Here is a 23,724-nt window from a genome sequence, read left to right on the forward strand (position 1 = left end):
CCTCATCCGTCTTCGCTTCGCGAAGGCACCTTCTCCCACAAGGGGAGAAGGAAGCAGAGTTCAGCTCCGCTTCGTCTCCAGCGCCATCCGCACGGCGAGGCCGGCGAGCACGGTGCCCATCAGCCAGCGCTGCAGCTTCAGCCAGGTCGGCCGTTCGCCGAGAAATAACGCGATCGAGCCGGCGCCCAATGCGATCAAAGCGTTGACGCCGACGCTGATGACGATCTGCACCGAGCCCAGCGCCAGCGACTGCGTCAGCACGCTGCCCACGGCGGGATCGATGAACTGCGGCAGCAACGCCAGATACAGCATCGCGATCTTCGGATTGAGCAGGTTGGTGACAAACCCCATCGCGAACAGTTTGCGCGGGCCATCGACGGCGAGCTCTTTCACCTGGAACGGCGAGCGGCCGTTCGGCTTCAGCGCCTGCCACGCCAGCCATAGCAGATAGGCGGCCCCCGCCAGACGCAGGGCGTCATAGGCATACGGCACGGCGAACAGCAGCGCGGTGATGCCGAACGCCGCGCATAGCATGTAGAACACGAATCCCAGCGCCACGCCGCCGAGCGACACCATGCCGGCCGCCGGACCTTGCGTGATCGAGCGCGAGATCAAGTAGATCATGTTCGGGCCGGGCGTCAGCACCATGCCGAGCGAAACGAGGGCGAAAGCGAGCAGGGAGGTGATGTGGGGCATAAATGACCTCGTCGAAGAATGCTGCATTTCTACCGTTGGCGGCGATGCGATGCCAGTTCGAAATATGTGCCGTGTTTGATGGAAAGTTTCAAACCCGCGACCATTGTGCTGGTGCTGCACGTCAGGGTGAGATGAGCAAGCCGCGGGATCAGTGAGATCGGCCGCTGGTCAGGGCGAACCAGATCGCGATGCCGAGCAGCACGAGGGCCAGGCCGCGACGAACGGTGCGGCGGCGGTCGGGTGTCGCGATCGTGCCTTGCAGGCCTCCCGCCAGCAGGACGACGCCCATATGGATCGCCGTCGCGATGCCAACATAGAGAACGCTCAGCAGCAGCGTTTGCGTGACCACGGGGCCGCCATCGACCCGAACGAACTCGGGCAGCACCGCAACGTAGAAGATCGCGGCCTTGGGATTCAGCAGGTTGGTGACCAGCCCGCGCCGGAACGCACGCCAGGGCTGGTGGTCCGCGGCCCCGACGGCGTCGGCGGTTTCGCTTTCGTTCGACCAGGCGTTCCAGGCGAGCCACACCAGATAGGCAACGCCGGCCCATCGCAGCGCTTCGTAGAGCCAGCGCGAGCGGTCGATCAGCGCGGCGAGCCCGAGCGCTGCCGCGATGCCGTAGGTCATGAGCCCTAGAGCGATGCCGGCCACGGCGGCGAAGCCGACGCGCCGCCCGTGCGAGAGCGACAACGTCGCGATATAGGCCATGTTGGGCCCGGGCGTGATTTCGATGATTGTCGCGGTAAGTGCAAAAGCCAGCAGCGGGCTGATATCGGAGATGCTCATTCGCGCCCGCTCGACGAATTATTCGGACACTGGGAAGAGCCGAAGCTCAATGCGCCTCTTCCCAGTTGTTGGCTGCGCGGGCATCGACTTGCAGCGGCACGTGCAGCAGCACCGCCGGGAACGGTGCGTCCTGCATGACGTGCTGGACCACCGGCAGCGTCGCCGCCACTTCGTCGTCGGGGACTTCGAAAATCAGTTCGTCGTGAACCTGCAGCAGCATTTTCGCCGACAGCTTCTTTTCCGCCAAAGCTTCTTCCATCCGCACCATGGCGCGGCGGATGATGTCGGCGGCGGTGCCCTGCAGACGCGCATTGATCGCGGCGCGTTCGTTGAAGGCGCGGATCGAGGCGTTCGAGGCCTTGATGTCCGGGTAGTGGCACTTGCGGCCGAACAGGGTTTCCACATAGCCGTTGGCGCGGCAGAAATCCCGCGTCTGATCCATGTAGGCCCGAATGCCCGGGAAGCGCTCGAAGTATTTCTTGATGTAGGCGCCGGCCTCCTCGCGGGGAATGCTGAGCTGGTTGGCGAGACCGAACGCCGAGATGCCGTAGATGATGCCGAAATTGATCGCCTTGGCGCGGCGGCGGATGTCAGCCGGCATGTCCTTGACCGGCACGCCGAACATTTCCGACGCAGTCATCGCGTGGATGTCGATGCCTTCCTGGAACGCGGTGCGCAGCGCCGGGACGTCGGCGACTTCCGACAGCAGCCGCAATTCGATCTGCGAATAGTCCGCCGATACCAGCTTGTGGCCGGGTGCGGCGATGAAGGCGCGCCTGATCTTGCGGCCGTCCTCGGTGCGCACCGGGATGTTCTGCAGATTGGGCTCGTTCGACGACAGCCGCCCGGTGGTCGTGGCGGCCAGCGCATACGTCGTGTGGACGCGGTGGGTCTGCGGATGCACGTAATTCGGCAACGCGTCGGTGTAGGTCGAGCGCAGCTTCGACACCTGCCGCCAGTCGAGAATTTTGCGCGGGAATTCGTGGCCCTGTTCGGCGAGGTCGTCGAGTATCTGCGCCGAGGTCGACCACGCGCCGGTCTTGGTCTTCGAGCCGCCCGGCAGGCCCATCTTGCCGAACAGGATGTTGCCGAGCTGCTTCGGGCTGCTGATATTGACCTCTTCGCCGGCGATCTCGCGAATCTCCGCCTCGATGCGCGCCGCGGTCTGCGCGAAATCGGCCGAGAGTTTCGACAGCACCTGGCGGTCGATCGAGATGCCCCGGCGCTCCATTCGCGCCAGCACGGAGATCAGCGGGCGCTCCAGCGTCTCATAGACGGTGGTCATGTGCTCGGCAGCCAGTCGCGGTTTGAGTACGCGCCACAGCCGCAGCAATACGTCGGCGTCTTCCGCCGCATAGGCGGTGGCGCGGTCGATGGTGACCTGGTCGAAGGCGATCTTGGCCTTGCCGGAGCCGATCACCTCGCCATAGCTCAGCATCTTGTGGCCGAGCCAGATTTCCGCCAGCGCATCGAGGCCATGGGCGTTGCGCCCGGCATCGAGCGCGTAGGACATCAGTTGCACGTCGTCGGCATCGCGAATGGCAATGCCATGCTGCGCCAGCAGCACCGCGGTGAATTTGATATTGAAGCCGATCTTGAGGAGACCCGGAGATTCGAGCAGCGGCTTCAGCGCTTCCAGCGCGTCGGCGGCTCGGATCTGGTCGGGCTCCAGCCCCGAGGCGAACAGGCCGGCGGCGTCGCCGGACTGTTTGTGATTCAGCGGCACGTAGCAGCCGTCATTCGGGCCAAGCGACAGCGCGATGCCGACCAGATCGGCCTGCATCGGATCGATCGACGAGGCTTTCGCTTCGAACGCGACATGGCCGGTATCGAGGATGCGGGCGATCCAAGTGTTCAGGTCGGCCAGCGTGCGCACGGGCTTGTAGGCGTCGCGATCGACCGGGAGTTTTCGCGCGGCGGCGGCGCGGGCGGCGGCAAGCGAGATGGTGGTGAGCTGTTGCTTGGCGCCTTGACCGGTGGTGTGAGCGCTGACGGCGCCGCCATTGCGGGCATTCCCTCCTCCCTTGCGAGGGAGGGATAGGGATGGGGGTGAGCCCGGAACGCCGGCGTCTGTGGACTCCCCACCGCTGCCCTCCCTCGCAAGGGGAGAGGGAGCAGAAAGTAGGTCGGCATTCCAGTCACTGCCATCGCGGCGCTTGCCGGCCACGCCGCCTTCGGCCTCCACATCGCTGGGATCGATCTGCGAATATTCCGCGACCCGTCGCGTCAGGGTGGAGAACTCCATCGCCTTCAAAAATGCGATCAGCTTTCGCGCGTCGGGCTCGTGCACCGCAAGCTCATCCAGCGGCACATCGAGCGCCACCTTGTCGTCGAGCAAAACGAGCTGCCGCGAGATTCGCGCTTTCTCGGCGTGTTCGATCAAGGATTCCCGCCGCTTCGGCTGCTTGATCTCGGAGGCTCGGGCGAGCAGCGTTTCGAGGTCGCCATATTCGTTGATCAGCTGCGCCGCGGTCTTGATGCCGATGCCAGGCACGCCGGGGACGTTATCGACGCTATCGCCGGCCAGCGCCTGCACCTCGACCACCTTGTTGGGCGGCACGCCGAATTTCTCGATCACCTCGGCAATGCCGAGCCGCCGGTCCTTCATGGTGTCGTACATGACGACGCAATCGGTGACGAGCTGCATCAGGTCCTTGTCGGACGACACGATGGTCGCGGTGGCGCCGCGTTCGCAGGCCTCGCGCACATAGGTGGCGATCAGGTCGTCGGCCTCGAAGCCGCCCTGCTCGATGCTCGGCAGGTCGAAGGCGCGCACCGCATCACGGATCAGCGCGAATTGTGGGATCAGGTCGTCCGGCGCGGGCGGCCGGTGCGCCTTGTATTCCGGATACAGCTTGTTGCGGAACGTCACCTCGGACTTGTCGAAGATGATCGCCAGATGGGTCGGCCGGTTGTCCGGCGGCATATCGCGCAGCAGCTTCCACAGCATGTTGCAGAAACCGAGCACGGCGTTGACCTGCAACCCGTCCGACTTGCGGGTCAGCGGCGGCAGCGCGTGATAGGCGCGGAAGATGTAGGACGAGCCATCGACCAGGAAGACATGGTCGCCCTTCGACAGGGCTTTCACGGTGACGGGCTGGGCGGCGGTTGTTTCGGATGTTTTTGGCATGGCCGCAATTTAGAGATTTCCGGCGGGGAATGACACCCCGCCGGACGGCCCATCCCGCTGGAATTTTGCATGGAATTGGTTGCATCCACGCCTGTTCCATGAGCCCCTGCGCGACTGGTCGCCACCGAAGGAAACAGCAATGCCCGAGCTCGATCTGCTGATGGAGAAGATGAAGGCCCTGGAAGCCGAGATCGAGACCGAGCTGGCGCGACGGCGCGAGGAGCTGCGCTTCCGCTTCGAGAACCGCAAAATCGTGTTCGAACACGACATCGAGGCGTTGCAGCGCGCCATCAAGGTGCGGGCATCGAAATATCTCCTGAACGCCAACCCGCTGATCGTGCTGACCGCGCCGGTGATCTATTCGCTGATCGTCCCGTTCGTGCTCATCGACCTGATGGTGATGGCCTATCAGGCGATCTGCTTTCCCGCCTACGGGATCCCGAAAGTGCGGCGGCGGGACTATCTCGTGTTCGATCGCCATCATCTGGCCTATCTCAACATCATCGAAAAGGTGAACTGCGCCTATTGCTCCTATTGCAACGGCGTCGCCGCTTTCGTCCGCGAGGTCACCGCGCGTACCGAGATTTACTGGTGCCCGATCAAGCACGCCCGCCGCATGCTGGGGCCGCACCCGCATTACGTCGGTTTCGCCGATTTCGGCGACGCGGATGGATTTCGCAGCAGGATGGCGGCGCTTAAGGACGGTGTGAAGCTGGATGTCGGAAAGCCGACCGCGATGTGAGGGTTACTCCGCCGGCTGCAGCTCCGGTTGCTTCTTTCGGGGCGCGATCCAGAACATCTCCGGGCGCTCGAACAGGAAGTTCGCATGCGCCGCCAGCGCCAGTCGCCAGAGCGCCAGCGCGCCGACAAGGCCGCTGAGGGTGACGAGCAGCGAAATCGTGCCGATGTCGAGAGGGGCGAATTTCAGCAGTAGCGCACGTGCCGCCGCCATAGGCAGAAAGAAGGCGAGGTAGATGACGATGGAATGCTCGCCGCAGAACCGCAGGAAGCCCAGCCACTGCATCTTCGCCAGCAGTGTACCCATCATGACGATGGCGACCGCGCCGGCGAAACCCAGCATCAGCGAGAGCACCGGCCATTCGCTGCAGCCGTCATATACCAGCGCGGCATTGACCACCGCCCATACGGCGAGGCCGGCGAGCGCCTGGACCGGCTTCGAGCGGGCGCGATCCGATAGCGCGAACACCCGGGTGGCGAACAGGTAGCCGGAGTAGAAATACACAAAGCGGGCGCTGAACTCGTCGATCATGGTCCAGCCGGTGGCCACGTGCACCATCTCCAGCAGCGCAGCGACGCTCCACACCAGGCATGGCGGCACCCGGCGCAGCGCCTTGGTGAGCACGAAGAACACCGGCAGCATGTAGATGAACCACAGCGTGCCGAACGGCTCGATGTAGGATTCCAGGTACAGCGCCGCGACGTAGCCCCAGCTGCCGTGCTCGGCGGCGAGACCAGGCGCCTTGAAGGCGAACTGGATGGTCACCCACAGCACGTAGAAATAGACGAAGTGCACCACCTTGCGATCGAGATAGGTGCGCCAGTCGCGGTCGATGACGCGCGACAGGAACAGGCCGGAGATCAGGAAGAAGTCGGGCATCCGGAACGGCTTGGCGAACGCCACCAGCCCATGCATGAAGCCGGTCTGGCCGGCCGCCAGTTCGACGCCCAGCACCGAATGCATCATCACCACCATGACGATGCAGATGCCCTTCGCGTAATCGACCCAGTCGATCCGTTCGGGCAATGTGATCGCCGGGGAACCCGACAGCGCGGCCCGATCGGCGACGGCAAAGGTGCCGCTGTTGGTCATGAGTGTCCCTTTGGCCCGCCCAACCTGTTTTGCGGCATCATCGGGGCGAACGGTTTCTATTGCCTTTCCGCCATTGAAAAAACTGACGTTCTGATGGGATTGTGATGAACGGTGTGCGCTTTGCCCTGCGGCAGGGCCTGCGCTAAGAACGGTCGGCTCTGAGAAAGCATTAACTATGGCCTCTTCCTTCCTTCTCCCCTTGTGGGAGAAGGTGGCGCGGACGGAGTCCGCGTCGGATGAGGGGTATTTCCAGGCGCGGAGCTTGCGGCTACCCCTCACCCGTCTCGACCGCTCCGCGGTCGATCCACCCTCTCCCAGAAGGGGAGAGGGGAAGAACCACGACTGCGAGCGCCCTTGACCCGCACCTTCGACGCGCCCCTGCCCATCGACGCCGTGCTCGACGACATCGCGCAGGCGTTGGCGACGAACAATGCAGCCGTGCTGGTGGCGCCGCCGGGCGCCGGCAAGACGACGCGGGTGCCGCTGGCGCTGCTTGATGCGCCATGGCTCGGGCCTAAGAAGATCATCATGCTGGAGCCGCGGCGGATCGCCGCCCGCGCCAGCGCCGAGCGGATGGCCAGGACGCTGGGAGAACGCGTCGGCGAGACCGTCGGCTACCGCGTTCGCTTCGGTTCGAAAATCTCCCGTAACACCCGCATCGAGGTGGTCACCGAGGGCATCTTCTCGCGTCAGATCCTCGACGATCCCGAACTGACCGGGATCGCCGCGGTGCTGTTCGACGAATTCCACGAGCGCTCGCTCGATGCCGACATGGGGCTGGCACTGGCGCGCGACGCGCAAGTGGGCTTGCGCGAGGACCTGCGCATCCTGGTGATGTCCGCGACCATCGACGGCGCGCGCGTCGCCAAATTGCTCGGCGACGCGCCGGTGATCGAAAGCCTCGGCCGCGCGTTTCCGGTGGAGACGCGCTATCTCGGCCGCAAGGCGGACGCCCAGATCGAGCGGCAGATGGCCGACGCCATTGCCACCGCGCTGCGTGCCGATCCCGGCTCGGTGCTGGCGTTCCTGCCGGGTGCTGCCGAAATCCGTCGCACCCAGACTTTTCTCGCCGAGCGCATTCATGATGCTTCTATCGAGATCGTACCGTTGTTCGGCGCTCTCGATGCCGCCGTGCAGGATCGCGCCATCCAGCCGGCGCCCAATGGGCAGCGCAAGGTGGTGCTGGCGACCTCCATCGCCGAGACCTCGCTGACCATCGAAGGCGTGCGCATCGTGGTGGATTGCGGTCTGGCCCGGGTGCCGCGCTACGAGCCGGATATTGGCCTGACGCGGCTGGAAACCGTGCGCGCTTCGCGGGCGGCGGTCGATCAGCGCCGTGGCCGCGCTGGCCGCACCGAACCCGGCATCTGCTACCGGCTGTGGGATGAGCCGCAGACCGCGTCGTTGCCGGCCTACACCCAGCCGGAAATTCTCAGTGCGGACCTGTCGTCGCTGGTGCTGGACCTCGCGCAATGGGGCGTCAGCGACCCCACGCAGCTGGCGTTTCTCGACGCGCCCCCTGCGCCGGCGTTGAAGGAGGCGCGCGGGCTGCTGCGCGAACTTGGCGCGCTGGACGGCGACGACCGTATCACGTCGGAAGGGCAGGCGCTGCGCGCACTGGCGTTGCCGCCGCGGCTGGCGCGGATGATCGTGGATTCGCATCGGCTGGGCTACGGCGAGGACGCCGCCGACATCGCGGCAATCCTGACCGAGCGAGGGCTTGGCGGCGACAGCGTCGATCTTGACCATCGCCTCGACCAGTATCGCCGCGATCGCTCGCAGCGGGCATCGAGCGCCCGCACGCTGGCGCAGCGCTGGGCTGCGCAGGTCGCCGCGACGGAGACGGGAGCCAGGATATCAAACGAGGTGGAGCTCACCACCGGAGTCATGCTGGCTTTCGCATTCCCCGATCGCGTCGCGAAGAACCGCGGCAACGGCAGTTTCGTTTTGGCCAATGGCCGCGGGGCCGCGGTCGATCGCGCTTCTGCGCTGGCCCGAGAGCCATATATTGCCGTGGCCGAATTGACCGGCACGGCCGCCAACGGCCGCATTTTGCTGGCGGCGCCGATGGCGCAGTCCGATATCGAGCGGAACTTCGCCGACCAGATCGAGGCCATCGACGAGATCAGCTTCGACAGGCCTTCATCGGCCTTGCGCGGCCGGCGCAAGCGCACGCTGCACGCCGTCACGTTGTCGGAGGCGCCGTTCACGCTGCAGCCGTCGGCCGAAACCGCGCGGGTGCTGGCCGATGGCTTAGCGGCCGTTGGGATCGACCGGCTGCCGTGGTCGAAGCCGCTGCAGCAATGGCGCGGCCGGGTGATGTTTTTGCGCGCGGCCGAAGGCGATACGTGGCCTGATCTGTCGGACGACGCGCTGGCGACCAGCCGCGAAAGCTGGCTGATGCCTGCGCTGTTCGACAAGCTGTCGCTCCGGGAATTTTCCCCGGGCGACATGTCCGACGCGCTGATGGGCCTGCTGCCGTGGGACCAGCGCGCGCGATTGGACAAGGAGGCGCCGACCCATTTCGAGGCGCCGACCGGCACGATGCTGGCCATCGACTACGAAGCCGAGCAGGGCCCAACCATCGCCGTGCGGCTGCAGGAATTGTTCGGGCTCAACAGCCATCCGTCGGTGGCCCGCGGCACGGTGCCGCTGGTGCTGGAATTGCTGTCGCCGGCGCACCGCCCGGTGCAGGTGACCCGCGACCTGCCGGGCTTCTGGCGCGGCTCCTACCAGGACGTCCGCTCCGACCTGCGCGGCCGTTACCCGCGGCATCCCTGGCCCGAGGATCCCGCCAGCGCGTTGCCGACGCGGCGGGTCAAGCCACGGGGGACGTGAGGCTCTCGTGTTCCGACGCGGTGCGGCATTCTTCAAGCCGCTCCGCAGATCCAGGACCGTCGCAAACGCCGACGTCTGGTACGGCTACGGCTCCGGCTCTGCGAAGCAATACTGCGTATTGCGTCGCGTCCGGGGCAAGAGAATGACTCCCATTAACCCGTTACTCATCCTTTTCGCCAAAATAGCGTGGGTCGGTGGCTGTTCGGAACGGACGCTGCCGGGCGTTTGTGGTGGGATCGCCGTTTCCAGACGGCGATCAGTGAGGTTGGCGTATGCGTGGCATCATGTTTCTTGCGGCGGTCCTGATCGGGCTGGGCACCGTGATGGCGCAGGTGGCCGACAAGATGACGACGGGATCGGCGATGGCGAAAGCCGCGGTGGTGGCTCCGCGCGAGGACGCCCGGGCCGGCGTCCGCAGCGTCAGCATTCCCAGCGATCGGCGCGGCCATTTCCAGACCGAAGCCCGCATCGAGGGCCAGCGCATCGGCTTCATGGTCGATACCGGCGCGTCCGTGATCGCGCTGAACGAAAAATCCGCGGCACGGTTCGGGCTGCGCCCGTCGCGTGCCGATTACAACGCCACGGTGACGACCGCCAACGGCACCATCAAGGCGGCGCGGACGCGGTTGGCGATGGTCGAGATCGGCGGGCTGATCGTCAGGGACGTCGATGCCATGGTGCTGCCGGATGTGGCACTGTCGGAGAATTTGCTGGGCCTGTCGTTTCTGTCGAAGCTGAAACGCTTCGAATATGCCAACGGCACGATGGTGCTGGAGCAGTAGTAGCTCGCTGCGCTTTAAGGCTACAGCCTTAATTCAGGCCATGACGCACTGCAGACACGCGGTTGCCTTTTCAGCGCCGCGTGCTTTCGCTATGGGTGAGGTTCCTGATCACGTCACTCGCGGGGCCCCCGATGTTTCCGAAGCCGAAGCCGTTACTGGTGCCGAACACCTACGCTTACGAATCCGAGCCGATGGTGAAGGCCACGGGCTTTCGCGAATACGACGCACGCTGGCTGTTCGGCAAGGAAATCAACCTGATGGGCATTCAGGCGCTGGGCATGGGGCTCGGCAAACTGATCGCCGAACTCGGCCAGAAGCAGGAGATCGTCACCGGCCATGATTTCCGCGGCTACTCGGCCTCGATCAAATACGCGCTGATGACCGGCCTGATGGCGGCGGGCTGCAAGGTGCACGACATCGGCCTTGCGGTAACGCCGATGGCCTATTTCGCCCAGTTCGACCTCGACGTGCCCTGCGTGGCGATGGTCACGGCGTCGCATAACGACAACGGCTGGACCGGCGTCAAGATGGGCATCAACCGCCCGATGACCTTCGGGCCGGACGAAATGAACCGGCTCAAGGAGATCGTGCTCAACGCCGAGTTCGACAACAAGCCCGGCGGCTCCTATCAATTCCACGAAAACTATCCGGCGCGCTACATCGCCGACCTCACCAACCGGCCGAAGCTGAAGCGCAAACTGAAGGTGGTGGTCGCTTGCGGCAACGGCACCGCCGGTGCGTTCTCCCCGCAGGTGATGGAAGCGATCGGCTGCGAGGTGATCCCGCTCGACACCGAGCTCGATCACACCTTTCCAAAATACAATCCGAATCCGGAAGACATGGAAATGCTGCACGCGATCCGCGATGCGGTGCTCGAGCACAAGGCCGACGTCGGGCTCGGCTTCGACGGCGACGGCGATCGCTGCGGTGTGGTCGACAACACCGGCGAGGAGATATTTGCCGACAAGGTCGGCGTGATGCTCGCGCGCGACATGTCGGCCGTGATCAAGGACGCCACCTTCGTGGTCGATGTGAAATCCACCGGGCTGTTCGTCACCGATCCCGTATTGCAGGCGCAGGGCGCCAAGACGACTTATTGGAAGACCGGCCATTCCTACATGAAGCGCCGCACCAACGAGTTGAATGCGCTGGCGGGATTCGAGAAGTCCGGCCACTTCTTCTTCAACGCGCCGGTCGGCCGCGGCTATGACGATGGGCTGGTGTCGGCGATCGCGATTTGCGAGATGCTCGACCGCGCGCCGGGCAAGACCATGGCGGACCTGAAGGACGCGCTACCAAAGACGTGGTCGTCCCCGACCATGTCGCCGCATTGCGCCGACGAGACCAAGTACGGCGTCGTCGCGCAGGTGGTGGCGCATTTCGAAGCCGCGCAGAAGGCTGGCGACAAGGTGGCGGGTCAGGCGATCCGTGACCTCGTCACTGTCAACGGCGTGCGCGTGACCTGCGAGGACGGCAGCTGGGGCCTGGTGCGGGCGTCGTCGAACAAGCCGGAGCTGGTGGTGGTGGTGGAGAGCCCGGTCTCCGAGGCGCGCATGCACGACATGTTCGAGGCGATGAACGTGGTGCTGCGAACGCATCCGGAAGTCGGCGCGTATAACCAGACGATTTGAGTTCAATCTCGGGTGGAGGCTCTGCCTTCCTTCTCCCTTTGTGGGAGAAGGTGGCGCGGACGAAGTCCGCGACGGATGAGGGGTATCTTCAAGCTCGGAGTTTGTGGCTACCCCTCACCCGTCTCGAACCGCTACGCGGTCCGATCCACCCTCGCCCACAAGGGGAGAGGGGAAGAAGAGCTACGCCGCCGGCATCGGCGGCACCGGCAATGCCGTTACCGATTTGATCTTCTCCATCGCAAACCGCGACGTCACGTTCTTCAGCGCCACCGCGCTGATCAGTTTCTTGTAGAACACGTCGTAGCTCTGCATGTCGGCAACCACCACGCGCAGCATGTAATCGACGTCGCCCGCCATGCGGTAGAATTCCATCACCTCGGGCATCGCGCTGACGGCGTCGGCGAATTTCTTTAGCCAGGCGTCGGAGTGGTCGCCGCTTTCCACCGAAACGAACACCGAGATTCCGAGCCCGATCTTGTTCTGATCGACCAGCGCCACCCGGCGCAGGATCACGCCATCGGCCTCCAACCGCTGGATCCGCTTCCAGCACGGCGTCGAGGACAGCCCGACCCGGTCGCCGATTTCGGCGACTGACAACGAAGCGTCTTCCTGCAATACCGTTAGGATTTTGCGATCGATGGCATCGAGGCGGCGGGAGGGTTCAACGGTCAGGTCGGCGGCGTCAGACATGAGAGAACTTTGTTCTAATTAAGAGGCTGCGAAACCTGATATATAGAACAATCTTCCAAATCAAGCCTGATTTTCTAGCAATCCGTCAAGTGACGGATTTACTCATGAATGCATCGACTTCCGCTCGATCCGGGCAGGCAAAAGCGCCACCATAGCGGGTGCATTTCAGCGCCGCGGCGGCGGATGCGAAGCGCAGCGCGTCGGGGACACTCTGGCCGCCGGCAAATTCCAGCGCAAAGGCGCCATGAAAAATGTCGCCGGCGCCCAGCGTGTCCACGGTATGGACCGGGAAGGCCGGCGTTCGCTGCAATTCGTGCTTGTCGTCGAGCCAGAGCGTTCCCTTCGGGCCGAGCGTCACGGCGAGGAAGGACGAGGTCAGCTTGGCCATCTTGCGCAACGCCGCGGCGTCGTCGGTGATCCCCGCGGTGGCCTGCAGCGCCTCGTCGGAGAAGATCAGGTGCGACGAAGCGCTGAGCAGCCCTTCGCTCTGGGACATGGTGCTGTCGATATCGACGACGACCGGAATGCCGCGCTTGCGCCCCTCGGCGCAGAGGTCGGTGGCGAAGCCGGCGCAGCGGCTCTCGATCAGGATAGCGTCGCAGTCCTGCAGGAGCATGTCGGCATCGGGCAGCTTCACCTTCCACAGAGCGGGATCGCGAAACGAGATGATGGTGCGCTCGCCGGAGGGGTCCATCATGATCCCCGAAATCGGGGTCACCAGGCCGGGCATGTGCACCAGATGCGAGGTGTCGATACCTTCCTTGGCAAGGTCGTCGAACAGATACTGGCTGGAGGTCTCGGCGGCGTCGCCCATCGGTCCGGTCAGGGTGGCATGGCCGCCGAGCCGGCTGATGCCGATCGCCGCATTGAGCGCGTTGCCGCCGCAGATCTGGGCGAACCGATCGGCGTGGAATTTCTGGCCGCGGCCCGGCACGGCTTGCACGCCAAAAGTCAGATCGCGGACCGGCATGCCGATGCAAAGGATGCGCTTGGGCTTCGAACTCATGGAAAATCCCCGTTGTGGTCTCAGGCCGGCTGCAACCAGCGGCCGAGCAGATGATGCGCGATGGCGAAGGGATGCGGACCCGCGAGCCCGTCGGGGTGTTCGCGCTTCAGCATCAGTCTCGCCTCGTCACGGTCAAACCATCGGGCGTCCTCAAGTTCCATGTGGTCGATCGTAATCGCCTCGCTGGTGGCGCGCGCCGAGCAGCCGATCATCAGCGAGGACGGGTACGGCCATGGCTGCGTCATGTAGTATTTCACGTCGGTGCAGCGGATACCGGCCTCTTCGAAGATCTCGCGGCGCACCGCGTCCTCGATGGTCTCGGCCGCCTCGATGAAGCCCGCGAGGCAGGAGTACATCCCCGGTGGAAACTGCTTCTGGCGGCCGAGCAGGCACTTATCGCCCTTTTCCACCAGCATGATGGCGACCGGGTCGGTGCGCGGAAAGTGCTCGGTCTTGCAGGACGGGCAGACGCGCTTCCAGCCGCCTTCGGCCATCGTCGAACGGACGCCGCAATTGGCGCAGAAGCCGTGGCGTTGATGCCAGGACACCAGCGATTTCGCCATCGCGATCGCCGAAAGCTGGTCCGGCGGCACCACGCCCTGCATCGCCATGCCGCGCAGTTCGGTGAGCGCGAAATCGGAACGCGTCAGCAGCGTTTCCACGGCTGACGCGCCAATGCCCATGCCGAATACCGCGGCGCCGTCGCGCAGGCCGAGAAAGATAGTGCCGGGATTGGCGCCGGCTTTCAACGCCTCGGGGATCGTCAACAGCGCGCGGGGCCCGCTGGCCTCCTGCTTCATGACTAGCGAATCGCGGTGCACCACATAGGCGCGCGAATCGCTCTTGCCTTCGAGCGCGAACAGCTTTTCGTCGCTGAAGCGCAGATGCGCGGCGCGGTCGAGCTGGTGCGAGACGAATGCCGGATGGTCCAGCGGAAACAGTTCGTTGGGTGTCATGAGGTCAACCAAGCCAGATCTTGCGGCGGAGTTCGCTGATGAAGCGTTGCACTTCGGCGGCGTCGTGGGCGAGCGGCGGCATCACGCCCCAGATCGGGCGTGGCCAGGCGGCGTCGGTCTTGCGGCGGGCGATGACGTGGACGTGCAGTTGCGGCACCATGTTGCCCAAAGCGGCGACATTGAGCTTGTCGCATTTGGTGACTTCCTTCAGCGCGCGGCCGACGCGGTTGATCTCGGTCATCAACTGGCCCTGCTCGACCTCGTCGAGGTCGATGATCTCCACCGCCTTGTCACGGCGCGGCACCAGCATCAGCCAGGGATAATGCGCGTCCTTGACCACCAGCACGCGGCTGAGGGGCAGGTCGCCGATGTCGATGGTGTCTTGTTGCAGCTGCTCGTGCAGCGACCAGGAAGCGGAGGAGGTCATGAGGGCTCTCGAACAATTGTCGCAGGGTTGCAGAGAGTGGCTCCGCAAACAACACCCGTCATGCCCGGCTTTGCGGCCGTCATCCACGTCTTTTTTTGACGGCCGGAGGGGGCGGCAGCGCGCTTGCTTTCCGCTCGCTTTGGCCCCAAATAAGCACCGGGAGATTGGCGGTGGACGAGCCACTAGCCAATCGGGTCATGTCCGGAAGGAAGCAGCCCTAACGAGATCCGGATCGGGTCGCTCGTCAGTCTCCTACTTGTTTTGTCGAGCGAATTCAGTGCTCTGCTCGACGCGAAGACCCGCTTTTCAGGCAGGATCCGGTTTCCGTCCCGTCCGAAGATGCGCCGTTGTTCCGCAATCGGCTTCACGAGGCAACACATTGCGGATGAAACGATGACCGATGCCGGCTTGCCCGTAACGCCCCCCGCCGACAGCGTTGCGCAGGGCTTCGACATGAGCCCGGCCGCCGCAGGCAAGCCGTATCGGGTGCTTGCGCGAAAATACCGGCCTTCCAGTTTCGACGACCTGATCGGCCAGGAGGCCGTGGTCCGCACCGTCTCCAACGCCTTCGAGACCGGTCGCATTCCGCAGGCCTGGATCCTCACTGGCGTGCGCGGCGTCGGAAAGACCACCACGGCACGCATTCTGGCGCGCGCGCTGAATTACGAGCTCGCCGACGGCTCCAGCAAGGGCCCGAGTATCCACATGCCGACGCTGGGCGTGCATTGCCAGGCGATCATGGAAAGCCGGCACATCGACGTGCTGGAAATGGACGCCGCCTCGCACACCGGCGTGGATGACGTCCGCCAGATCAATGACAGCGTGCGCTATGCGCCCTCCAGCGCGCGCTACAAGGTCTACATCATCGACGAAGTCCACATGCTCTCCACGGCGGCGTTCAACGCCTTCCTGAAGACGCTGGAGGAGCCGCCGGAACACGCCAAGTTCGTGTTTGCCACGACCGAAATCCGGAAAGTGCCGGTGACGGTGCTGTCGCGCTGCCAGCGCTTCGACCTGCGCCGCGTCGATGCCGACGTGCTGATGGGCCATCTGTCCAATATCGCGGGCAAGGAAAACGTCGAGGTCGAGCCGGAGGCGCTGGGCATCATTGCGCGGGCCGCCGAAGGTTCGGTGCGCGATTCGCTGTCGTTGTTCGACCAGGCCATCGCCCACGCCGCCGGCACGGTGCGCGCCGATGCGGTCCGGCAGATGCTGGGCCTCGCCGACCGCACCCGCGTCATCGACCTGTTCGATTCGCTGGCGCGCGGCGACATCGCCAGCGCCTTCGCCGAATTTCGCGAGCAGTATGACGTCGGCGCCGATCCGATTGTGGTGCTCTCCGACCTCGCCGAATTCGTCAATTTCGTCACCCGCGTGAAGATCGTGCCGGCCACCGCCGACAATGTCGCGTTCGGCGAGACCGAACGGTTGCGCGCGCGTGATTTCGCCTCGAAGCTTTCGATGCGGGTGCTGTCGCGGATGTGGCAGATGCTGCTGAAGGGCATCACCGAAGTGCAGGGCGCGACCCGCCCCGCCGCCGCCGCCGAAATGGTGCTGGTGCGGATCGCCTATGTCGCAGACATGCCGACGCCCGATGAAGCGATCAAGATGATCGGACAGAACGGTGGCGGTTCCGCGCCGCTGATTTCAGGCAATGGCGGCAGCGGCAGTGCGCCGTCTTCGTCGTCGACGGTGTCGTCGATGCAGGCCTCGAGCCCGCGCGCCCCAATGCAGCGCGGCAGCGCCGAGATGTCGCCGCGTCCGCAGATGATCGCGCCGGTGGCCGCCGCGCAAGCCGCGACGGTACTGAAGATTTCAACCTTTCCGGAACTGGTAGCGCTCGCCGGCGCCAACCGCGACCTGATGCTCAAGACCGCGCTCGAAGCCGATGTGCGGCTGATCAAGATCGAGGACGGCCGGCTCGAACTGGCGATGGAGCGCACGGCGTCGCGCACCCTGATCAACGATCTCTCGCGAAAACTGGAACTGTGGACCAACAAGCGCTGGAGCGTGATCGTTTCCAATGCGGAAGGCCAGGCGACGCTGCGGTCGCAACTCGACGAGCAGAAGAATGCGCGCCAGCAGGCCGCGGAAGCCGATCCGCGGGTGCAGGAAGTGCTGGCGCGGTTTCCCGGCGCCAAGGTGGTCGAGGTCCGCCGGCTTGCCGCCGAGCCGCCGGAATCCGGTGCTACCGATGCCGACCTGACCGGCGAAGATTCCACCGACAATTTCGACGGCGACGATCAATAAATCCACTCGAAGGAAAAGTTCATGGCTGATTTTCTCGGCATGATGAAGCAGGCGGCGCAGCTGCAGTCGAAGATGAAGGCGATGCAGGACGAACTCGACCATGTCGAGGTCGAAGGCATGTCGGGCGGTGGCTTGGTGACGATTCGCATGACCGCGAAGATGGAAGTGAAGGCCGTGAAGATCGATCCGTCGCTGATGAAGGCTGACGAGCGCGAGATTCTTGAGGATTTGCTGGTCACGGCGATGGGCGATGCGCGCCGCAAGGCCGAGGCGGCGATGCAGGACAAGATGCAGGCGCTAACCGGCGGCATGGGTCTGCCGCCGGGGCTGGGCCTCACCTGATATGGCTGCTGGCGTTGCCGGACCGGAAATCGAAAAACTGATCCAGCTTTTGGCGCGGCTGCCCGGGCTTGGGCCGCGCTCGGCGCGGCGCGCGGCGCTGCATCTGATCAAGAAGCGCGAGGCGCTGATGGCGCCGCTGGCGGGCGCGCTGCAGGTGGCGATCGACAAGATTCAGGTCTGCAAGACCTGCGGCAATATCGACACGCAGAATCCCTGCACCATCTGTACCGACCCGCGCCGCGATCCGGCGATCATTGTGGTCGTGGCCGACGTTTCCGATTTATGGGCGCTGGAACGCGCAAATGCCACAACCGGCCGCTATCACGTGCTTGGCGCGACGCTATCGCCGTTGGATGGCGTCGGTCCTGACGACCTCACGATCGATGCACTGGTGTCGCGGGCGCATGGCTCCGAGGTCACCGAGATCATCCTGGCACTGAATGCCACGGTCGATGGCCAGACCACGGCGCACTACATTACCGACCTCCTGCAGGAGGCCGGCGTGAAAGTGACGCGGCTGGCGCATGGCGTGCCGGTCGGCGGCGAACTGGATTATCTCGACGAAGGCACGCTGTCCGCCGCGATGAAGCAGCGGACGCTGTTCTAGAATATGGAAGAGAATTGATGACGCGATATAGCTTCCTGAATTTGTCGTCCGGCGTGGTGGCGTTGCTGGCCGTTGCGGTCGCTGGCGCTTGCAATGCGCAGACGCCGGCGGCTCCCGCTGCCAAACCTGCCGCGGCGCCGAAGGCAATGCAGATCGGCGATGTGCTGAGTGGCCAGCTCAACGCGCTGCGCGTTCGCGCGCCGAAGGGCAAGCGCGCCAACACGTTCCAGCTGGTCAGCGAGCCGCGCCGGCTACCGGCGCCGGCCGGGCTGTGCAATCTGGAGACCGGTCCGGAGACGTTCGAGATCGTCGCTGCCAATGAGGCCCAGGCGGCGCAGCTCAAGAAGCTGGTCGGCAAGGAAGTGTCGCTGAAAGTTACCGAAGTCGCCTGCGCCGAACAGGCCGGGCAGATGAGTGAAGCGCTGGTGACGAAATGGACCGTGGTGACGAAGCCGAACTAGGCGCTCTCGCGTCAAACCCGCACGGTGCCCAGTTCGTTAAAATGCCCGCGGCGCTGCAGCCAGACCAGCAGGATCAGGCTCGGCACCGCCACCACCACGCAGATAGCGAAGAACGCCGGCCATCCCGTCGCTTGCGCCACATAGCCCGCACCCGCTGACAGGTAGGTCCGCCCGACCGCGGCCAGCGCCGTGAGCAGGGCGTATTGCGTGGCGGTGTGCAGCGGGTTCTTGCACAGCGCCGACAGGTAGGCGACGAAGATCACGGTACCGATGGCGCTGGTGAAGTTCTCCGCGGTAATGGCAAAGGCCAGCGCCCACTGGTTGACGCCGACGATGGCCAGCCAGGAGAACGACAGGTTGGCGACCGCCTGCAGCACGCCGCCGATCCACAGGCTGGTCGGCAATGAGTAGCGCCGCGCCACAAAGCCGCCGGCGAAGCCGCCGATCAATGTCGCCGCGAGTCCGACGCCCTTGACGATGGCCGCGTAGTCGTTGCGGGTAAAGCCGAGGTCGATCACGAACGGCGCGGTCATGGTGCCGGAAAACGCGTCGGTGAACTTGAACAGCACGACAAAGGCCAGCGCCGCCCAGGCATCCTTCCGCGCGAGAAATTCAGACAGCGCGCCGATCGCGGCCTTGGTGACGCGCTGCAACGCGCTGTCGGCGCGGGTGGCTTCCTCGGCGCGGGCGGATTGCGCGGGCTCGGTGGCCGCAAGCGCGGTCACGGTGCCGATCAGCACCATGGCCGCCATGGTCACATAGCCCCACATCCACGCGGTGCCGCGCGGCAGGCCCGTGCCCTCATAGGCGCTGACCATGAACAGCGCGCCGGCGGTCGAGACCAGCATGCCGATGCGATACGCAGCGACGTAGGACGCCATGCCGGCGGCCTGTTCTTCTTCGGGCAGGCTCTCGACCCGGAAGGCATCGACCACAATGTCCTGGGTCGATGACATCGCCGCCACCAGCAGCGCGCCGAGCGCCACGAACAACGGCGACTTGGCCGGATCGGTCAGCGCCAGCAGCAGGATCGCCGCGATCAGCAACAACTGCGAGAACACCAGCCAGCCACGGCGGCGGCCGAAGCGCCGGGTGAACAGCGGCACGTGCAGCGCATCGACCAGCGGCGCCCAGAGGAATTTCAGCGTGTAGGGCGTGCCGACCAGCGCGAACAGCCCGATGGTGCGCAGGTTGACGCCGGACTCGGTCATCCAGATCAGCAGCGTCGAACCCGACAGCGCCAGCGGCAGCCCGGACGAGAAGCCGAGCAGCAGCACGATCAGCACGCGCGGCTGCAGATACACCGCCATGCTCTCGCGCCAACTGGCGCGGGGGACGGGGACGAGGGGGGCGTCGGACGATTCACGCGTGCTGGTCATGCCCCAGTGCTAGCAGATTCTTTCCTTCCCCTCTCCCCTTGTGGGAGGTGGCCGCGCGCCAGCGCGGCCGGGTGAAGGGTAGCCACAAGTACCGAGCCCGGCAGTACCCCTCATCCGTCGCGGACTTTGTCAGCGCCACCTTCTCCCACAAGGGGAGAAGGGAAGAACGCGGGCGGCATGGACGGTGCTTCACTCCCCGGCATGCAATTCCAGCGGCACGGGGAACAGTTCGGGCTTCGCCGATCGCATGGCCTGCTCGGCGAGCGGCACTGCCTCCGCCGCCGGCTCAGCCTTGCTGAAATCCAGTTCCTCGATCCGCCCGGCGCGCTTTTCGATCTTGTCGGCGGAGATCAGGATCTGGCGGACGTCCTCGTTCGCCTGGCCGAAATGGGTCTGCAGCTTCAGCACGCGGTCGCGCAGCCGGCCGAGGTCGTCGCCGAGATTCATCACCTCGGTGCGGATCTGGTCGGCGGCGTCGCGCATCCGCGCGTCCTTGAGGATCTGCTGCATCACCTGGATCGCCAGCATCAACAGCGAGGGCGACACCAGCACCACGCGGGCGCGATAGGCCTTCTGGATGATGTCGTCGAAGCCGTCGTGGATTTCCGCGTAGACCGATTCCGACGGCACGAACATCAGGGCGGTGTCCTGGGTCTCGCCCGCGATCAGGTATTTTTCCGAGATGTCGCTGACATGCTTCATCACGTCGGCGCGCAATCTTTGCGCGGCGTACTTCTTTTCGTCGTCGCTGCGGGCGTCGTGCAGCGCGGTCACCGCCTCCAGCGGGAATTTGGCGTCGATGCACAACGGCCGCTGGTCGGGCAGGAAGATCACGCAGTCCGGCCGCTTGCCGGAGGACAGCGTGTGCTGGAACGCATAGGCGCCGGCCGGCATGCCGTCACGGACGATGGTCTCCATCCGCGCCTGGCCGAACGCGCCGCGCGACTGCTTGTTGGCGAGCACATCGCGCAGGGTGGTGACCTGTGAGGTCAGATCGGTGAGGTTCTTGTGGGCGTTGTCGATGATGCCCAGCCGCTCGTGCAGCACGCGCAGGCTGTCCATGGTGTGGCGGGTGCTCTGCTCCATGCTTTGTCCAACCCGGTGAGTCACCGAATCCAGCCGCTCGCTGACCGCGCGACCCATCTCGGCCTGACGGCTGGCCAACGCCTGGCCCATGGCGTCGACCCTGCCGGTGGCGACGCTCTGTGCCTGCAGCATCTCCCTGAGCCGCTCTTCCAGCTCGTCGGCGCGGATCGCCTGGGCCATCGCGATGGCCGCGCCCCGGCTGCCGGAGCGGGCGATGACGATGGCAATTACGAGCAGCAGCGTCAGCGCCAGAGCGCCGAAGCCAAGCAGGGCGATGCCAGCGGTGACCGGCGTGCCGTTCAGCATGAAAAGGGTGTCATTCATTCCAATACCGTAGCAGATTCGTTGCGATTTCAGAACGAAGCAGGAACATTTATCATTAACAAAAAGCTAATTTTCATGGTTAGCAAAGCCCTAAAATTCACGGTTAACGCCGGCTTAACCAACGTGGTTAAGCGCGCGCTAATTTTTATGGTTATCAGATCGTTAACGGCCCGCGGCGCGGCTCCAGCCGGTGGCATTGACCGCACCGGCCACCCGCATTAAATCGCCGCCATGGCCATTCGTGAAATCATCGTCCTGCCGGACAAACAACTGCGTCTCGTCTCCAAACCGATCGAAAAGGTCACGGCGGAGGTGCGCAAACTCGCCGACGACATGTTCGAAACCATGTATGACGCGCCGGGCATCGGCCTGGCCGCGATCCAGGTGGCCGTGCCGCTGCGCCTGATCACCATGGATCTCGCCAAGAAGGACGATGAAGAGGACGGCAAGAAGCCGCGCGTCTTCATCAATCCCGAGATCGTGTCGGCCTCGGAAGAGTTCTCGGTCTACGAAGAGGGCTGCCTGTCGATCCCCGAATATTACGAAGAGGTCGAACGCCCGGCCACGGTGCGGATCCGCTTCATGGACCTCGATGGCAAGGTGCAGGAGGAAGACGCCGAAGGCCTGTTCGCCACCTGCATCCAGCACGAGATCGATCACCTCAACGGCGTGCTGTTCGTCGATTACCTCTCCAAGCTGAAGCGCGACCGCGTGCTGAAAAAATTCACCAAGCTGGCGAAGCGGGCGGAGTAGACTCCTCCCGGTCTCCCGCAGATCGGCTCGCATATGTCGCTTCGTCTGATCTTCATGGGCACGCCGGATTTCGCGGTGCCGACATTGCTCGAGCTGGTGGCCCATGGCCACGAGATCGCGGCGGTCTATACCCGTGCCGCCAAGCCGGCGGGGCGTGGCATGAAGCTGCAACCGACGCCGGTGGAACTTCAAGCCACGCGACTCGGCATTCCCGTGCTGACGCCGACGACGCTGAAGACGCCGGAGGCAGAAGCCACGTTTCGCGCCCATGGAGCGGATGCCGCAGTGGTCGTCGCCTATGGCATGATCCTGCCGCAGAATATTCTCGATGTGCCTCCGCTCGGCTGCTTCAACCTGCACGGCTCGCTGCTGCCACGCTGGCGGGGGGCGGCACCGATCAACCGCGCGATCATGGCAGGCGACGCCGAAAGCGGCGTGATGGTGATGAAGATGGATGTCGGCCTCGACACCGGCGACGTCGCCATGGCCGAGCGCATCGCCATCACCGACGCGATGACCGCGCAGGATCTGCACGATGCGCTGGCGCCGCTCGGCGCCGACCTGATGGTGCGGGCCATCGGCGCGCTGGAGCGCGGCCGGCTGCAGCTTAGCCCGCAGAGCGAGGCCGGCGTCACCTACGCCGCCAAGATCGACAAGGTCGAGGCGAAGATCGACTGGAGCAAGTCGGCGCACGAGGTGTTGCGCCACATTCACGGCCTGTCGCCGTTTCCCGGCGCGTGGTGCGAGGTGCCACTCGAAGGCGAAATGGTACGGGTCAAGATCCTGCGCTGCGCGCTGGCTGACGGAGCCGGCACACCCGGCGATCTGCTCGACGATCGCCTCACCGTCGCCTGCGGCGAAGGTGCCATTCGCATCGTCGATCTGCAGCGCGCCGGCAAGCAGCTGATGAAGGCGATCGATTTTTTACGCGGCACGCCTTTGACGCCGCCGCTCAGGCTCGCCTGATGCCGCGCTATCGGCTGCTCATCGAATATGACGGCGCGCCGTTCTCGGGCTGGCAGGTGCAGGACAATGCGCCGTCGGTGCAGGGCGCGCTGGAAGACGCCGTCAAGGCGATCTGCGGCGAGTCGGCGCGCGTGCACGGCGCCGGCCGCACCGATGCCGGCGTCCATGCTCTGGGGCAAGTGGCGCATGTCGACATCGTCAGGCCGTTCGTGCCGGGACGGCTGCGCGACGGCCTCAACGCGCATCTGCGGCCCCACCCGATCGGTGTGCTCTCCGCCGAAATCGTTGCCGACGACTTTGAATCGCGGTTCTCCGCCATCAAGCGGCACTACATCTACCGCATCGTCAACCGCCGCGCGAACCTTGCGATCGACCTTGGCCATGTCTGGCGCGTGGCGCGACCGCTCGACACCGATGCGATGCACCAAGCCGCACAGCGGCTGATCGGCCACCACGACTTCACGACGTTTCGCGATACCGAGTGCCAGGCGAAGTCGCCGCTGCGCACGCTGGATCAGCTCGACGTGATCCGCGACGGCGAGGCGGTCAATATCGTGACGTCGGCGCGGGCGTTCCTGCACAGCCAGGTGCGCTCGATGGTGGGTTCGCTGGTGTGGGTCGGGCACGGCCGCTGGAGCGCCGACGATCTGGCGGGGGCGCTGGCGGCGAAGACCCGCGATGCCTGCGGCCCGGTAGCGCCGCCGGACGGGCTATATTTGGTGAAGGTGGATTACTGAACTTTCAGCCGTCATTGCGAGGTCAGGGAAAGCCTTGGCTTTCCC

General features: G+C 64.8%; 21 protein-coding genes and 1 other RNA gene. 12 read left to right on the plus strand and 10 right to left on the minus strand.

What is annotated here, in order from left to right; all coding sequences use genetic code 11:
- Nucleotides 1–60 precede the first annotated feature (60 nt).
- The 3 genes from JWR89_RS06870 to polA all read right to left on the minus strand — a co-directional run bounded on the left by JWR89_RS06870 (nt 61) and on the right by polA (nt 4,613).
- Complete coding sequence (locus JWR89_RS06870; RefSeq protein WP_299713476.1) at nt 61–696, minus strand: LysE family translocator; 636 nt, start codon at nt 694–696, stop codon at nt 61–63.
- Between the two features lie 148 nt (nt 697–844).
- Nucleotides 845–1,483 carry a LysE family translocator gene (locus JWR89_RS06875; RefSeq protein WP_299713477.1) on the minus strand — a complete coding sequence of 213 codons (639 nt, stop codon included), beginning with the start codon at nt 1,481–1,483 and terminating at the stop codon, nt 845–847.
- Between the two features lie 46 nt (nt 1,484–1,529).
- Nucleotides 1,530–4,613 carry a DNA polymerase I gene (gene polA / locus JWR89_RS06880; RefSeq protein WP_299713479.1) on the minus strand — a complete coding sequence of 1,028 codons (3,084 nt, stop codon included), beginning with the start codon at nt 4,611–4,613 and terminating at the stop codon, nt 1,530–1,532.
- A gap of 139 nt (nt 4,614–4,752) precedes the next feature.
- On the opposite strand from polA, the gene JWR89_RS06885 reads away from it, so the two are divergent.
- Nucleotides 4,753–5,355: a hypothetical protein gene (locus JWR89_RS06885; protein WP_299713480.1), complete on the plus strand. Its 603-nt coding sequence runs from the start codon at nt 4,753–4,755 to the stop codon at nt 5,353–5,355.
- Between the two features lie 3 nt (nt 5,356–5,358).
- Here JWR89_RS06885 and JWR89_RS06890 read toward each other — a convergent pair whose 3' ends face one another.
- Nucleotides 5,359–6,444 carry an acyltransferase family protein gene (locus JWR89_RS06890; protein ID WP_299713482.1) on the minus strand — a complete coding sequence of 362 codons (1,086 nt, stop codon included), beginning with the start codon at nt 6,442–6,444 and terminating at the stop codon, nt 5,359–5,361.
- A gap of 354 nt (nt 6,445–6,798) precedes the next feature.
- Here JWR89_RS06890 and hrpB point away from each other — a divergent pair, with 354 nt between their 5' ends.
- The 3 genes from hrpB to JWR89_RS06905 all read left to right on the plus strand — a co-directional run bounded on the left by hrpB (nt 6,799) and on the right by JWR89_RS06905 (nt 11,695).
- A complete protein-coding gene (gene hrpB / locus JWR89_RS06895) occupies nt 6,799–9,282 on the plus strand; it encodes an ATP-dependent helicase HrpB (RefSeq protein WP_299713483.1) in 2,484 nt (827 codons plus the stop codon).
- Between the two features lie 272 nt (nt 9,283–9,554).
- Nucleotides 9,555–10,064, plus strand: a complete 510-nt coding sequence (locus JWR89_RS06900) for a TIGR02281 family clan AA aspartic protease (protein ID WP_299713486.1) — start codon at nt 9,555–9,557, stop codon at nt 10,062–10,064.
- Between the two features lie 131 nt (nt 10,065–10,195).
- The gene (locus JWR89_RS06905) at nt 10,196–11,695 is read left to right on the plus strand and encodes a phosphomannomutase/phosphoglucomutase (protein WP_299713489.1); all 1,500 of its coding nucleotides are present in this window, start codon (nt 10,196–10,198) and stop codon (nt 11,693–11,695) included.
- Nucleotides 11,696–11,875: 180 nt separating this feature from the next.
- Here the strand turns inward: JWR89_RS06905 and JWR89_RS06910 are convergent, their stop codons facing one another.
- From JWR89_RS06910 to JWR89_RS06925, 4 genes are all read right to left on the minus strand, one after another.
- A complete protein-coding gene (locus JWR89_RS06910; protein WP_299713491.1) occupies nt 11,876–12,385 on the minus strand; it encodes an Lrp/AsnC family transcriptional regulator in 510 nt (169 codons plus the stop codon).
- Between the two features lie 85 nt (nt 12,386–12,470).
- Nucleotides 12,471–13,391 (minus strand): sugar kinase, encoded by a 921-nt coding sequence (locus JWR89_RS06915; protein ID WP_299713494.1) that lies wholly within the window; start codon nt 13,389–13,391, stop codon nt 12,471–12,473.
- 20 nt (nt 13,392–13,411) lie between these two features.
- Nucleotides 13,412–14,347 (minus strand): NAD(+) diphosphatase, encoded by a 936-nt coding sequence (gene nudC / locus JWR89_RS06920; protein ID WP_299713497.1) that lies wholly within the window; start codon nt 14,345–14,347, stop codon nt 13,412–13,414.
- Nucleotides 14,348–14,351: 4 nt separating this feature from the next.
- Nucleotides 14,352–14,774 (minus strand): HIT domain-containing protein, encoded by a 423-nt coding sequence (locus JWR89_RS06925; RefSeq protein WP_299713499.1) that lies wholly within the window; start codon nt 14,772–14,774, stop codon nt 14,352–14,354.
- A gap of 159 nt (nt 14,775–14,933) precedes the next feature.
- Between JWR89_RS06925 and ffs the strand changes: the two genes are divergently transcribed.
- The 5 genes from ffs to JWR89_RS06950 all read left to right on the plus strand — a co-directional run bounded on the left by ffs (nt 14,934) and on the right by JWR89_RS06950 (nt 18,434).
- Nucleotides 14,934–15,030, plus strand: an RNA gene (ffs, locus tag JWR89_RS06930) — signal recognition particle sRNA small type.
- 137 nt (nt 15,031–15,167) lie between these two features.
- Nucleotides 15,168–17,024: a DNA polymerase III subunit gamma/tau gene (locus tag JWR89_RS06935; RefSeq protein WP_299713502.1), complete on the plus strand. Its 1,857-nt coding sequence runs from the start codon at nt 15,168–15,170 to the stop codon at nt 17,022–17,024.
- Between the two features lie 21 nt (nt 17,025–17,045).
- The gene (locus JWR89_RS06940; protein ID WP_299713505.1) at nt 17,046–17,366 is read left to right on the plus strand and encodes a YbaB/EbfC family nucleoid-associated protein; all 321 of its coding nucleotides are present in this window, start codon (nt 17,046–17,048) and stop codon (nt 17,364–17,366) included.
- Between the two features lies 1 nt (nt 17,367).
- Nucleotides 17,368–17,973, plus strand: coding sequence for a recombination mediator RecR (gene recR, locus JWR89_RS06945; RefSeq protein WP_299713507.1), 606 nt, complete (start codon nt 17,368–17,370; stop codon nt 17,971–17,973).
- A gap of 17 nt (nt 17,974–17,990) precedes the next feature.
- Nucleotides 17,991–18,434, plus strand: a complete 444-nt coding sequence (locus tag JWR89_RS06950) for a hypothetical protein (protein ID WP_299713510.1) — start codon at nt 17,991–17,993, stop codon at nt 18,432–18,434.
- 11 nt (nt 18,435–18,445) lie between these two features.
- Here JWR89_RS06950 and JWR89_RS06955 read toward each other — a convergent pair whose 3' ends face one another.
- Together JWR89_RS06955 and rmuC are read right to left on the minus strand one after the other, a co-directional pair.
- On the minus strand, nt 18,446–19,813 hold the full coding sequence (locus JWR89_RS06955; protein ID WP_299713512.1) for an MFS transporter: 1,368 nt from the start codon (nt 19,811–19,813) through the stop codon (nt 18,446–18,448).
- Between the two features lie 189 nt (nt 19,814–20,002).
- Nucleotides 20,003–21,223, minus strand: a complete 1,221-nt coding sequence (rmuC, locus tag JWR89_RS06960) for a DNA recombination protein RmuC (RefSeq protein WP_299713515.1) — start codon at nt 21,221–21,223, stop codon at nt 20,003–20,005.
- Between the two features lie 231 nt (nt 21,224–21,454).
- Between rmuC and def the strand changes: the two genes are divergently transcribed.
- Genes def through truA form a run of 3 tightly spaced genes read left to right on the plus strand, consistent with a single transcriptional unit; the run spans nt 21,455 to nt 23,679 of the window.
- Nucleotides 21,455–21,976 (plus strand): peptide deformylase, encoded by a 522-nt coding sequence (gene def, locus JWR89_RS06965; protein WP_299713517.1) that lies wholly within the window; start codon nt 21,455–21,457, stop codon nt 21,974–21,976.
- Nucleotides 21,977–22,009: 33 nt separating this feature from the next.
- Nucleotides 22,010–22,942, plus strand: a complete 933-nt coding sequence (gene fmt / locus JWR89_RS06970) for a methionyl-tRNA formyltransferase (protein WP_299713520.1) — start codon at nt 22,010–22,012, stop codon at nt 22,940–22,942.
- On the plus strand, nt 22,942–23,679 hold the full coding sequence (gene truA / locus JWR89_RS06975; protein WP_299713523.1) for a tRNA pseudouridine(38-40) synthase TruA: 738 nt from the start codon (nt 22,942–22,944) through the stop codon (nt 23,677–23,679). Before fmt ends, truA begins: the two co-directional genes overlap by 1 nt.
- Nucleotides 23,680–23,724: the final 45 nt, after the last annotated feature.

It is taken from the genome of Tardiphaga sp. (genome assembly GCF_028290785.1).
Taxonomy (GTDB): domain Bacteria; phylum Pseudomonadota; class Alphaproteobacteria; order Rhizobiales; family Xanthobacteraceae; genus Tardiphaga.